Origin of the sequence: Shewanella sp. Choline-02u-19 (genome assembly GCF_002836205.1) — a bacterium.
Classification (GTDB): domain Bacteria; phylum Pseudomonadota; class Gammaproteobacteria; order Enterobacterales; family Shewanellaceae; genus Shewanella.
The window spans coordinates 2032034-2045898 of record NZ_PJBE01000013.1; the positions used below are offsets into that span (position 1 = coordinate 2032034).

The window sequence follows — 13865 nt, forward strand, 5'->3', positions numbered from 1 at the left end:
AGATGACAAACAGACAAAAATTAGGGATTTCAGGACGCATTGCCGCTGCTTTCCAGCTTAGTGCTATTACCCCTTTACTCGCATTACTCGGCCTTTTACTCGGCTTATTTGCAGTATTGGTGACCCCAAAAGAGGAAGAGCCTCAAATAGACGTCACTTTTGCTGATGTTTATATCCCTTTTGCAGGAGCATCGCCTGCTGAAGTAGAGAGTTTAGTGACCTTACCCACTGAACAAATCATCTCTGAACTTAAAGGAATTGACACCCTATACTCATTTTCACAGCCGGATGGCGCCCTCTTTATTGTTATTTTTGAAGTGGGCATTGCACGTAACGACGCCATCGTAAAACTCTATAATCAGATCTACGCTAACTTAGATAAACTGCCACTCAATGCTGGCGTCGGTCAGCCTCTTATTAAACCTCGCGGCATTGATGATGTACCGATAGTCAGCTTAACCTTGTGGTCAAAAGAGTCTAGTGTCTCAGCTGAGCAACTCACCCATGTTGCCAATAGTTTGGAAACTGAGATTAAACGGATTCCAGGCACCCGTGAAATCAACTCAGTGGGTGCGCACCAACTCACTCTCAATGTCAGAATAGATCCTGTAAAAATGAACTACTATGGGATCTCATATAACGAAATCCATAATAGTTTAAGCAGTAATAACTACGTCTCTATGCCAGCTTCATTAGTACAACAAAACCAAGAAATCAAGGTTCAAACAGGTGAGTTCCTAACCAATATAGACGATGTAAAACAACTGGTGGTTGCGATTAGGGAGGATAGCGATAAGCATACTGCACCCGTATTCCTTGCCGACATTGCCGATATCACCCTTAAAGCCGACATCCCTGTTCAGAGCGCTTGGCATGGCGACAAAAAGAAAATCTATCCCGCTGTAACGATTGCTATAGGCAAACAACCAGGCGTAAACGCCGTCGATATTGCTGATGCAATACTTGAGCGCGTAGATAAAGTCGACAATATATTATTGCCAGACGGAGTAAATATTTCAGTGTCACGTAACTATGGTGAAACTGCGGGTAATAAAGCCAATACTTTGATTTTAAAATTGATGTTTGCTACCTCGGCGGTGGTCATTCTCGTGTTACTGACCATGGGATTTAGAGAAGCACTTGTTGTTGGTATCGCCATTGTCATAACACTTGCCCTCACCCTCTTTGCCTCTTGGGCATGGGGATTTACCTTAAATCGTATCTCTTTATTTGCCCTAATCTTCTCGATTGGCATTTTGGTCGATGATGCCATTGTGGTTGTGGAGAACATTCATCGGCATATGGCGATGGGTAAGCGCACATTCACAGAGCTTATACCTATAGCCGTTGATGAAGTGGGCGGCCCTACCATTTTAGCCACCTTTACTGTTATCGCAGCCTTGCTACCAATGGCTTTTGTATCAGGATTAATGGGGCCTTATATGAGCCCTATTCCTATCAATGCCAGCATGGGGATGTTGATCTCTTTAGCCGTCGCTTTTATGGTCACTCCTTGGTTGAGCCGTAAACTGTTAAAACATGACAGCACTAAAACAGCTGCCGAAAGTGAGGCTAACAATACACAACAACCGCATACCGACGGTCTAATGCTGCGGGTTTTCACACGGTTAATTGGGCCATTTGTCATCGGTAAAGCTGCCAGAAAGGCACGCTTTGGATTAGCTGCGGCAATTTTTGTACTCATCGCTATCGCGGTGGCACTGCCTATCGGAAAACTGGTGGTGCTAAAAATGCTTCCGTTTGACAATAAGTCAGAGTTTCAGATTTTGGTCGACCTGCCTGAGGGAACACCGGTTGAACAAACTCAACGCACATTAAAAGCATTAGCTCAACATCTTAACCAAGTTGAAGAGGTCGATAATTATCAGATCTATGCAGGCACCAGTGCGCCAATGAACTTTAATGGTTTGCTTCGTCACTACTTTCTGCGACAAACCCAAGAGTTAGGCGATATTCAAGTTAACCTCGTCGATAAACAACATAGAGAACGTGATAGCCACAGTATTGCTATCGCGGTAAGAGCGCCGTTGCAGGAGATAGCAAAACAATATAATGCCAATGTAAAAATCGTAGAAGTGCCTCCAGGCCCACCAGTGTGGTCGCCCATTTTGGCTGAAGTTTATGGTCCAAGTGCCGCTATTCGCGAGCAAGCTGCAACAGCGCTTGAAGCCCTTTTTAAGCAAACGACAGACGTTGTCGATATCGATATCTATCTACCCGCTAACCAAGCCAAATGGCAGGTCAATATCGACCGCAGTAAAGCCAGTCTACTGGGCATTCAATATAGTCAAATAGTCGATTTGGTCGCCACCAGCATAGGGGGTAAAGATATTAGCTACCTTCATGCGCCTAACCAAAAGCACCCTGTTCCCATCCGCATCCAGCTAAAAGAGGAAGACAAGTTCAATTTAGAGCAGGTGCTAAACCTCACTATAAAGAATAGTAAGGGTCAAGCCATTGCGATGTCTGAGCTATTACAGATAGACAAGGGCGTTATCGACACGCCAATCATCCATAAGAACATGATTCCAATGATCATGGTCGTGGCTGATATGGCAGGCCCTCTGGACAGTCCTCTGTACGGCATGTTTGACATGGTCAGCCAAATCAATGCAGAAGATGGCTTGGGCTTCGACCAACACTACATCAACCAACCTTCAGGACTCGACAGTATCGCCATACTCTGGGATGGAGAATGGAAAGTCACCTATGAAACGTTTAGGGACATGGGTATCGCTTACGCCGTAGGCATGATAGCGATTTACCTGTTAGTCGTAGCCCAATTTAAGTCTTATAGCGTTCCGCTCATTATCATGGCTCCCATCCCGCTAACGATCATCGGTGTCATGCCCGGTCATGCATTGCTTGGGGCGCAATTCACCGCCACATCGATGATAGGCATGATAGCGCTCGCAGGGATCATTGTGCGCAACTCCATTTTATTAGTGGATTTTATCCATCAAGAAATCGCGGCAGGTGTGCCGTTTGAACAAGCCGTTATTCATTCTGGTGCAGTGCGTGCAAAACCCATTATGCTAACGGCCTTGGCGGCCATGATAGGCGCGCTTTTCATCTTAGATGACCCTATTTTTAATGGCTTGGCCATTAGCCTTATTTTTGGAATTTTGGTTTCCACCCTGCTCACCTTGGTGGTTATTCCCGTCCTGTATTACGCAGTGATGAAAAACCGGTATCAACATTAATATTCAAAACCGCGCAGGCTGCTAACGCGAGCTTGCCTTTTAACTAGTGAGGAATCGATATGTCTACAGAACGTGCCATTATGGCTTTTGCCGGTGTGATGATCTTGTTATCGTTAGCACTAACCTTGTGGGTCAATCACAACTTCGTCTGGCTTACTGCATTTGTAGGCGCAAATTTATTACAAAGTGCCTATACTGGTTTTTGCCCTGCTGCAATTGTGCTGCGAAAATTGGGCTTCAAATCAGAGGCGCAATTGGCAAGAAATGAATAACGTGGTGTTTTTTATTTTGATTAACAAGTGAAATATAGTGAGCTGATTTGAATCATCGGCTCATTAATCTCCTCTATAACAATTTAAAACACCATCAATACACATCAAATAATAACAATATTAAGGAATGTTGATGAGTCACTCGCTTAAGTTGCAATATAAATTGTCAAACATCATTAAATTTATGACATTCAGTGCTTTATTACTTATGGTTAATAACCTAGCACTTGCCGCAGATCAAAATGCACAACAGGCTTGGCAGAATATAGAGGCTGGTGCCTTAGTGGTTGATGTTAGAACGGCTGAAGAGTTTGCCGAGGGCCATTTACCCAACGCAATCAATATTCCCTTCGAGCAAATAGTGACTGTATTTGCCGACAAAAATATCGATACAGATCAGGCTGTAGTCCTTTATTGCCGCAGTGGCCGTCGTAGCGGCATTGCGAATGATGCTTTAATTAGTGCTGGTTATTCCAATACCTATAATGGTGGCGGTTATCAGACGTTAATTCAGCAACAAAAATAACTTCAATAATCTATGGTACGGCTGCATATTTGCGGCCTTTTATGTTTGATAAGCGTCTGCTCCTGCTACATTTACCTTTCCCAACAACACAATCAGATCTTTAAACTAAAAAAACACATGTTTTTGGATATACACCCCGCGCAAAGCATCTTAACAGACGATTAAACTAGACAGGCTAATTCCAAATAAGTATAAGTTATTACTAAAGTTGCATTGGTATTTAATTTTATTTATTTCAGGCAGTTAAGATTGAAGTAACTCCCGGCCCTCATATTGAATACAAGATACCATTATTTGCACCATCTCCCGCAATAGAATATAAAGTCACATAAAAAGCATCACTAGTCAGCATGGGCTAAGTAATAAGCATATCCATTCAAGTAACGAAATCTATCCACACTCTTATGTCAACCCACCGCCCCATTAACATTTGTTTTACATTTGTAATAACTGCAGATACATTCGTTCACACAGCAAGGCAAAACATAATTGTCTGCTGTAAACATTATAAGAAACAACATAATATCCTGAATAACATGGAAGACAGTTATGACAAAAAATAAAGTAACAGCAGCACTTAGCCTGTCTGTACTTGCACTTTCGATCTCTGCAAGTGTCGGCGCAGCACCTTCTTTCAACTCTGGTTTACACAGCAACGCATCACCATTGAATAACGAAAGTCCGCTACCAAAGCGTTATATTGTAAAGTTCAAAACGGCTGCGGCCGCCTCAGGCTTTTCAATCGCGACTAACGCCATTGATGATGCTCAATATGAACCTAGAGCTAACGAAGTCTTTTCTCACTTCCGCGCACTTAACAGCGTCTCAGCAAAAGAGATGAAGCGTATCGGTCGCAGTAACAGTTATACGGTTAAGTTAGACGGTAAAGATCTGCAAGCGCTTCGATTCCGTGCAGATGTAGACTATGTTGAAGAAGATGCCCCCCGTCGACTACTCAGCGAAACCACACCTTGGGGTCAAACCTACGTTGGTGCAACCACACTAAGCGATAGCCAAGCAGGAAATCGTACTATTTGTATTATTGACTCGGGCTATGACCGTGGCCATAACGATCTCAATGCCAACAATGTCACAGGTACAAATAACTCAGGTACGGGTAATTGGTTTGAACCTGGAGCAGGTAATGCTCATGGTACTCACGTAGCAGGAACAATTGCAGCAATAGCAAATAATGAAGGTGTTGTTGGCGTGATGCCAAATCAAAATGCCAATATTCATGTTATCAAAGTCTTTAATGCTGCAGGTTGGGGTTACTCTTCATCTTTAGTCTCTGCAGTTGATACTTGTGTTAGTAATGGCGCTAATGTTGTGACTATGAGTTTAGGGGGAGCAAGCTCAAATAACACCGAGAAAAATGCCTTAGCGGCTCACGAAGCTAACGGTATTTTATTGATTGCTGCTGCAGGTAATGATGGTAACAACACTCACAGTTACCCTGCATCATATGACGCTGTAATGTCTGTTGCTGCTGTTGATAGCAACAAAGATCACGCGGCATTCTCACAGTTCACGGATCAGGTTGAAATTTCAGGACCCGGTGAAGCTATTCTTTCAACGGTAACCCGTGGTGAAGGACGCTTAGCTGACATTACTATTGCTGGTCAATCATACTTTGATAATGGTGTTGTACCTCATAATCGTTTTGTACAATCTGGCACGACTCACGTGGGCTCTCCACTCATTGGTAGCGTTACAGGTACATTAGCAGAGTGTTCAGTCAGCGGCAGTAACTTCAACTGTGGCAACATGAGCAACAAAGTGTGTTTAGTGGAGCGTGTTGGTAATCAAGGTGCGACTTACCCTGAAATAGACGCTGTAAAAGCCTGTGAAGCGGCGGGTGCTAGTGCAACCATCGTTTACAGTAATAGCACACTACCAGGGCTACAAAACCCATTTTTGGTAGACAGTAATAATGAGGCGCCTATTGTATCGGTCTCTGTTGACCGTGCAACGGGACTTGCCTTACGTAATCAAGTTGGGGCATCCGTTACCGTAGCAAATACCGATAATGAAGATTACGAGTATTACAATGGTACCTCGATGGCAACACCGCACGTTTCTGGTGTCGCAACATTAGTCTGGAGTCATCATACAGAGTGTAGTGCAGCGCAAATTCGCTCAGCACTCAACGCGACAGCAGAAGATTTAGAAACTGCAGGGCGTGACAATAACACCGGTTATGGCTTAATTGATGCGGTTGCGGCGAAAGCGTACCTAGATCAATCATGCACAGGCCCAACCGACCCAGATACAGGTGGTGGCGACAATGTATTGGTCAATGGTGTAGTACAATCAAACCTTACGGGTGCAGCGAGTGATGAGTTACATTACTCTATCGATGTGCCTGCTGGTGCGACCGATTTAAGCTTTACCATGAGTGGTGGTACGGGTGATGCTGACCTTTATGTCAATTATGGCGCGGCCCCCACTACCGCTACGGGAGGTTATGATTGTCGTCCATGGAAAGGCGGAAATGCTGAATCATGCCCAATCACTACAGCACAAACTGGCACATACTACGTAATGGTCCAAGGCTATAGCGCCTTTAGTGGTGTAAACCTTGTTGCGAACTTTACCGAAGATACCGGTGGGGGAACTGGCGGCGAAACAGGCGGTCCAGCAACATACACTAACAACAGTAGCTACAGTATCCCTGATAATAGCAGCACCGGTATCACCAGTGTCATTGCAGCAGCGCGAACGGGTGATTCAGGCACTGTAACCATCAAGGTTAACATTAGCCATACTTACATCGGCGACTTACAAGTAGAGCTACATAGCCCTACAGGTCAAGTGGCGATATTACATGATAATACTGGCGGCAGTGCTAACGACATTGTTAAGACTTACACCGTCGATATGTCTGGCGCTGATTCAGTGGGTAATTGGGAACTGAAAGCCGTTGACAGTGCTCGACGTGATACAGGCACGATTAATTCTTGGGAGTTGAGTTTCCAATAATCCTCTACTCATTTTAAGCGTGTTTTAGGAGAGCCTTAAGGGCTCTCTTTTTTTTGCTCTGCATTGAGCGATTTAACTGGTATAATTACTTTAATAGTATCTGCAATGAACGTAATCATGACCCAAGCAAACAATCCTTTACACGGTATTAAGCTCGAAGATTTACTCAAAGATCTTGTCGACCACTACGGTTGGGAAGAGTTGGGAACTCGTATCGATGTCCGCTGCTTTAACCACGACCCGAGTATCAAATCTAGCTTGAGGTTTTTGCGTAAAACCCTCTGGGCAAGAGAGAAAGTTGAATATCTTTACCTTAAGATGAATAAATTACCTTTGCCAGCAAGAAAGCCAAGGGATGACGGTTATCAAGCCAGTGATAAAACACTTCGTACTGCGAATAACAGAGCGATTGATAAACCAAGCAAAGACTCGAATGATGACACTCAGCTAAATGCCAACATCTGGGGTAAGTAACCTGAACTCGGGATAAGCAGTGCAGCTCAATACCCCTATTATCGCCCCTATCTGTGTTGAGCTTTCTAGTAATAGCCTGCTATTACGTACGAAACCTCGCCTTGATATAGGCAATAATTTTGGTATCGAGCAAAACTGTTAGATATATGAGAAATACAAAATGATTAAGCTAATGATTTTAAAAGATACTTCAGAACATCTAAACACTCATTATCCCGAGTTCAGGTTAAGTAATATAGGCATCATTCACAGTACTAAAAAAGGCTTAACAATCAAAGTTGTTAAGCCTTTTTTAATGGTGTGAAATTTCCCACTACATCGGAAAATCAAATATAAGCCGCCAAACCTGTATCCCATCACCAGTACGATAACTCACTCCAAACCGGCTCATATTAAACAGATCCCATCCGACCGGTTTTGAAAAAGCCAAGGTTATCCCAGCTTCAAAACTGTTTGTCACCAAAACATCTTCCTCAAAAGGCGTCACAAACCTAAGTTTGTCAAAGTACCAGTAACCTGCCACAAATAATCTTGGCTCAATGCCAATGTCAGCGACTTGAAAATGATAATTAGTGCCAATATCCACGCCAGATTGAATCGCTGAATAGGTTTCATTCGGGGCGTCATCAAGACTGCGATAGCCTGCAAAGAATATACGATTGACCCAAACGGGCTTTGTATCCTTAAGCTCAAAATCAAGCAGGCTCGACATCCCTGCTGAGTAGATAATCACATCATTGCCATTAGTGGTATTAGTACCAACGCCTAAATCTACATATGACTGAAACTCATGGGTCTCAGAGGTCTTTATTCGATATTCTATACCGGGGGTAAAAGTGGCGGTACCAACACTGCTTGGAAAGTCACCGTCAGGAATATCACTCCAAGTAAAGTTATAAAAGCCGAGTGATAATGGCGTGCGTAGCACTAAGGATTCTGTATCTGTTCGCTGAAGGTCGAAGCTTAAAGGGATATTAATAACCGTCGCATTTTGCCCAGAGGTTCGGTAAACACCGCTTCCTAAATAATTGGCAAATGCATAATGGCTGTAGTCCTTTTCAGCATTGGCTGGCAGGACAAAAAAAATCAGTAGAATTGAAAGGTAACGCGAAAGGGCCATAAATTAAATGTCAACTTAACTGGTCTCTAATTGATAGCCCTGAATATAGCGGTATAACCAAGGAAAATCCACGGTTAATAATTGCTGCCTAGTCTTTATCTTCCTCGGTAAAATGATACTCTGACATCATATGACCTAATTCAGTCGACTTAGTCTTAAGGTAAGCTTCATTATAACGGTTCTTACCGACTTGAAGCGGCACACGCTCAACAACCTCTAAGCCAAAGCTTTCCATCGCTTTTACTTTTCTCGGGTTATTGGTCATAAGTCTAACCTTGCTGACACCGATCTGTTCCATCATTGGAATAATCATGTCATATTTACGCATATCAGCAGCAAAACCTAGACGCTCATTAGCCTCTACAGTATTTGCTCCTCCATCTTGTAACTCATAAGCTCTGATTTTATTCAGCAACCCAATACCCCGCCCTTCTTGGCGCAGATAGAGGATAAAGCCCTGACCTACTTCAGCAATATTTTGCATCGCTGTTTGCAGCTGAAAACCACAATCACAACGTAAACTGAAAAGCGCATCACCGGTTAAACACTCGGAATGAATACGACCTAAAATAGGACTTTCGGCATCAAATACGCCCAATGTAAGCGCAACGTGCTCTTTACCTGTCTCGCTATCTTCAAAGCCGTGCATTTCAAAAACACCCCAAGGTGTTGGCAATTTTGAAGACGCGATATATTTAATCGACATGATAAAACCTTAACGACTACTCTCATTCCCTGAGACTGCAGAGAATCCTGATAAAGATATTAATGTGGATGAAAACTAACGTCGAGCGCCGCAAAGCGTAAACATCAACCATTACTAGCTGATCAATTAGCAAATATATGAGCGGTATAGCGCAGCATAAGCTGCGCGCTCACACATAAACTTGAAGCGGCTCACTAAATGAATAAATTAGCTTACTGTTTGCTTAAAATTCTTTCGCTGCAAAACCAGTAACTTGCTTTATACCCATTTCACGACCAAGTGCAGTCATAGGGTGAATAACCACTAATCCTTTAACTGACTTCTTCAGTTTGCCCATGTCAGCTTGCTCTTCTTTAGTCAGTACACGACTAAATTTAAGATCTTTAACCGTTGATCCTTCTTTGCCTAGCTCACGATTTTGCTGCTTTTTAACGTTAGCAATACGCTTAGTCAAAGTGGCAATCTCACGTTTAAACTGGATAACGATCCCTGGATCTTCGCGCTTTTCAGCTGCTGCCAACTTACGACCAAATTTATCGAGCTTATCGTTGAGCGTTTGCAGCTCCTGCTTTAAATTCATTTACAAACCTTAAATTCAAATCTAAATAACATATTTAGAAACAAAAACAGCTTCAAAAAAAGTATTGATGCTGTTTGTCATTATTGCCTCATTATAACAGCATATAGCGTAATATTACCTAGGTTTATGCTTAGCTTATCTTAGATAATGGATCACTTGGTTACTACTGCCTCGAAAAACTAAACTTGGATCAGCAAATGATTGTTCGAATTTGCCATCAACAACCACATTGACCAGATCAACCACCGCTTGTTGTTCTATGGTTAATTGTTCGAGTAAATAGCCCGTCCACAGCCAAATATCTTTGCCAGGGCATTGAGATTTCACCCGTTTAACCAGTTTCAATATCTCAGCGACATTGCCAGGGAACAGTGGATCACCACCAGACAGGGAAAGCCCTCGTCTTTTTATACGAGTATCATTTAGGTCATCAATAATGGTCTGCATCATTGGCTCATCAAACTGATGGCCAGAACACGGATTCCACGTCGATTGATTATAACAGCCACGGCATTGATGCTCACAACCTGAGACAAACAGTGTTGCTCGAGTCCCAGGGCCGTTAAGCACATCGGTCTGATAATATTGATGATAGTGCATAATAAACTCTTCCTTAACAAAAAGGTGCCAATGATGGCACCTCGTTTCGTTCTCGCTGGCCTTAAATTAAAGGTGCTTAATTCGGCGCTTAACCTCTTCTTGCTTACCATAGTTAAATGGTCTTGCATCTGGGCTACCTAAGTAGCCACACACACGTCGGGTTACCGACACTCGGCTGGGTTCGTGGTTACCGCATTTAGGGCAAGTAAACCCTTTACTCGTACAACCAAATTCACCAGTAAAGCCGCAGTCATAACACTCATCTATCGGCGTATTGGTGCCGTAATAAGGCACTCTTGAATAGCTATAATCCCAAACATCTTCCAATGCTTCAACATTGTTTTGCATGTTAGGAAACTCGCCGTAACAGATAAACCCGCCATTGGCGATTTCTGGATAAGGTTGCTCGAAATCAATCTTATCGTATGGGTTAACTTGCTTTTCAACATCTAAATGGAAACTATTGGTGTAATAACCTTTAGATGTCACGCCCTCAACAACCCCGAAGGCTTTTGCATCTAAATTGCAAAAACGGCTACACAAGTTTTCGCTTGGCGTGCTGTAAAGGCTAAAGCCGTAACCCGTCTCTTCTTTCCATGCGTCGGTGGCAGCTTTTAGGTATTTGATCACTGTTACCGCTTTTTCGCGCAGTTGAGCACTGTCGTAAACATGTGTTTCGCTGCCGTAAAGTGCATTGATGGTTTCATGCAAACCAATGTATCCGAGAGAAATTGACGCGCGGCCATTCTTAAAGATCTCAGAGACATCATCATCTGCACGTAGTCGTACGCCACATGCACCTTCCATATACAGGATAGGTGCAACACGGGCTTTAACGCCGTCTAAACGAGCGATACGAGTATCTAATGCTTTACGGGCAATGAGTAAACGCTCATCTAAGATACGGTAAAATTCAGCTTCATCGCCATTGGCTTCAAGTGCAACGCGCGGCAAGTTCAAACTTACGACACCAAGGTTATTACGCCCTTCATGTACCAATTCTCCATTTTCCTCAAATGTCCCGAGGAAGCTACGGCAACCCATTGGCGTTTTGAACGAACCGGTCACCTTTTCAACCTGCTCATAGTTAAGAATATCAGGGTACATACGTGTTGTTGCACACTTCAATGCAAGCTGTTTAATGTCGTAGTTACAATCACCCGTTTTATGGTTAATACCATCACGAATAGCAAAAACTAACTTAGGGAAAACCGCTGTCTTACGGTTTTTACCTAAACCAGCAATACGCACTTGCATCATTGACTGTTGAATCAGCCGAGATTCCCAAGAGGTGCCTAAACCAAAACCAAAAGTCACAAACGGTGTTTGGCCATTAGCGGTATGCAGTGTATTGACTTCATATTCAAGCGACTGAAATGCGTCATGACACTCTTTTTCAGTCAATGAGATCGCAAATGCTTTGGCATCTGTAATCCCCCACGTCAGCGCGACTTGGTAATGTTTGTTATAACTTTTGGTGACAAATGGCGCCAGTACTTCATCAATACGGTTAATCGTGGTACCGCCATAAATGTGGCTGGCAACCTGCGCAATGATCTGTGCTGTCACTGCAGTCGCTGTCGAAATTGATTTAGGCGTTTCAATCTCCGCATTGCCCATTTTGAAGCCTTCGGTCAACATGCCACTAAGATCAATCAACATACAATTAAACATAGGGAAGAATGGCGCGTAGTCTAAATCATGGTAGTGGATCTCACCTGACTCGTGGGCAGCAACGACATCTTTTGGCAAGATGTGACATTTGGCATAATGCTTAGCAACAATACCCGCCAACAGATCACGTTGAGTGGGGATCACTTTTGAATCTTTGTTAGCATTTTCGTTCAATAGCGCCGCATTGCTCTGCTCAACTAAGCCACGGATCTCTTGATTGAGTCTGCTACTGACTTCCCGATTCACATCTCTATCATGGCGATATTCAATGTAAACCCGCGCTAATGATTTATATGGTCCTTCCATCAACAAGTTTTCCACGGCATCTTGAAGATCGTGGATATTTATCTCATCTAATGTCGCCACCGAATCGGCTGCTTGTCTCGCGACAGATTCTGCATAAGCGGTGTCATCAATACCTGCCGAGTTAGCAGCTGCTATCACTGCGTCTCTAATCCTTGTTTCGTCAAAAGGCGTACGGTAACCATCCCGTTTAATAACCACTGGCATTGTATAATTCCTCTTCTACATCATCGACAAGCAACACTACATATAGTGGCACTTTTATTCTAAATCACAATATGTAGCGCATTAAGCTATAAAAAGACGAGAAGTACTTTGATCCAGATCATTATTTTAAACAACGAAGATAATAAGAAAAAATAACTGGGAACGATCACGCTTATCTAAAATTATGCCCTTGACGATGGCCTATAAGCGAGCTAGTGCCAGTATAAAATAGGGATAAATTGTGGATAAATAGACAAGCACTTTCACTGGCTATTTTTAACGCTCTGTTGAGGCTGCTGGAATTTGATTAAGATGAGTAAACGACAACCGATTTATGCGGTTTTAACGAGCGGATGTTACCGTTCATGGGGTTAACGTTACAGATAACGGCCTCAATTTTTAACCAGTGAAGCCATCAAAATAACCTGCTAGGGGGTTAACTAAAAACCAACGACATTAATGCTGTTTTGCGAGCGCCAAATAACTGTTCAGCTGACCCGATGCTTGTTGATGTTCACCTGTCATTGAGGCTAACTGCATTAAAGATTTTATGCCCTGATATTGATGCTTCTGTTGATCAGTGAGTGGGCGTTCAGACCCTAGCAAAGCAGTAATGTCAGTGGCAACGCGATTTGCTTTTTGTGCAATGGCAGGAGACTGGATTGAATCCATCGTGCGCATAACCCATTTTGCTTCATCTAACGTCCCTGCCAGCTCTCTATCTTCATCACTATTGGTTAGCGTCGCACGCTGCTCGTCAATAAAATCAGCTAATGACTGCGCTTCAGTGGGCGGAATATCAAAGCCACTATTCGTTAGACGGTTCAGTTGCCCATCGGACAAAATACCATCTTTATAGAGCCGCTGAATAAGACTGGGTAATTTTTCAGAGCTGAAACTGCCATCTTGAAAAAAGTCCTTCGCCATGGCTTCTATTTTCTGCGCTCGCTCAGCGCGGCCAGATAACACTAAGCCGTGATCATCTTTAGTGACGGTATTTGTTGATGAAGCTGATGCGTCAGCATTAATGCCTTGGATGCCTGTAGCGCTGCCGACTCCCGCTTTAGTGCCTGACACACCATATGCATCTGCCAGCACTGCGCCGCTATTTACAGGGTTATTGATACTACTAAGTGGGTTCATCGTCAAAAATTCGGCACTGATTTAGTCATAGCCTAACTAAGCAGGAAACGTGCC

11 protein-coding genes are annotated in these 13865 nt (G+C 43.3%); 5 read left to right on the top strand and 6 right to left on the bottom strand.

The window, feature by feature from the left end; translation table 11 throughout:
* The first annotated feature begins 2 nt into the window (after nucleotides 1-2).
* The 5 genes from CXF83_RS15625 (at nucleotide 3) to CXF83_RS15645 (ending at nucleotide 7478) form a co-directional block, all read left to right on the top strand.
* Nucleotides 3-3224 (top strand): efflux RND transporter permease subunit, encoded by a 3222-nt coding sequence (locus tag CXF83_RS15625; protein ID WP_101089257.1) that lies wholly within the window; start codon nucleotides 3-5, stop codon nucleotides 3222-3224.
* A 59-nt stretch (nucleotides 3225-3283) separates the two neighbouring features.
* Complete coding sequence (locus CXF83_RS15630) at nucleotides 3284-3496, top strand: YgaP family membrane protein (RefSeq protein ID WP_101089258.1); 213 nt, start codon at nucleotides 3284-3286, stop codon at nucleotides 3494-3496.
* A 133-nt stretch (nucleotides 3497-3629) separates the two neighbouring features.
* A complete protein-coding gene (locus CXF83_RS15635; RefSeq protein ID WP_101089259.1) occupies nucleotides 3630-4022 on the top strand; it encodes a rhodanese-like domain-containing protein in 393 nt (130 codons plus the stop codon).
* A gap of 549 nt (nucleotides 4023-4571) precedes the next feature.
* A complete protein-coding gene (locus tag CXF83_RS15640; RefSeq protein WP_101089260.1) occupies nucleotides 4572-7004 on the top strand; it encodes a S8 family serine peptidase in 2433 nt (810 codons plus the stop codon).
* A 117-nt stretch (nucleotides 7005-7121) separates the two neighbouring features.
* Nucleotides 7122-7478: a VF530 family DNA-binding protein gene (locus CXF83_RS15645; protein WP_101089261.1), complete on the top strand. Its 357-nt coding sequence runs from the start codon at nucleotides 7122-7124 to the stop codon at nucleotides 7476-7478.
* Nucleotides 7479-7791: 313 nt separating this feature from the next.
* Here the strand turns inward: CXF83_RS15645 and CXF83_RS15650 are convergent, their stop codons facing one another.
* The 6 genes from CXF83_RS15650 to CXF83_RS15675 all read right to left on the bottom strand — a co-directional run bounded on the left by CXF83_RS15650 (nucleotide 7792) and on the right by CXF83_RS15675 (nucleotide 13811).
* Entirely contained in the window at nucleotides 7792-8598 is an 807-nt protein-coding gene (locus tag CXF83_RS15650; protein ID WP_101089262.1) for a hypothetical protein, read from the bottom strand.
* An 88-nt stretch (nucleotides 8599-8686) separates the two neighbouring features.
* A complete protein-coding gene (gene ribA / locus CXF83_RS15655; protein WP_101089263.1) occupies nucleotides 8687-9304 on the bottom strand; it encodes a GTP cyclohydrolase II in 618 nt (205 codons plus the stop codon).
* A gap of 223 nt (nucleotides 9305-9527) precedes the next feature.
* Nucleotides 9528-9884 carry a YibL family ribosome-associated protein gene (locus CXF83_RS15660; protein WP_101089264.1) on the bottom strand — a complete coding sequence of 119 codons (357 nt, stop codon included), beginning with the start codon at nucleotides 9882-9884 and terminating at the stop codon, nucleotides 9528-9530.
* A 135-nt stretch (nucleotides 9885-10019) separates the two neighbouring features.
* Nucleotides 10020-10484, bottom strand: a complete 465-nt coding sequence (nrdG, locus tag CXF83_RS15665; RefSeq protein ID WP_101089265.1) for an anaerobic ribonucleoside-triphosphate reductase-activating protein — start codon at nucleotides 10482-10484, stop codon at nucleotides 10020-10022.
* A gap of 66 nt (nucleotides 10485-10550) precedes the next feature.
* The gene (nrdD, locus tag CXF83_RS15670) at nucleotides 10551-12668 is read right to left on the bottom strand and encodes an anaerobic ribonucleoside-triphosphate reductase (protein WP_101089266.1); all 2118 of its coding nucleotides are present in this window, start codon (nucleotides 12666-12668) and stop codon (nucleotides 10551-10553) included.
* A gap of 456 nt (nucleotides 12669-13124) precedes the next feature.
* Nucleotides 13125-13811 (bottom strand): hypothetical protein, encoded by a 687-nt coding sequence (locus tag CXF83_RS15675; RefSeq protein ID WP_101089267.1) that lies wholly within the window; start codon nucleotides 13809-13811, stop codon nucleotides 13125-13127.
* Between the last annotated feature and the right edge of the window lie 54 nt (nucleotides 13812-13865).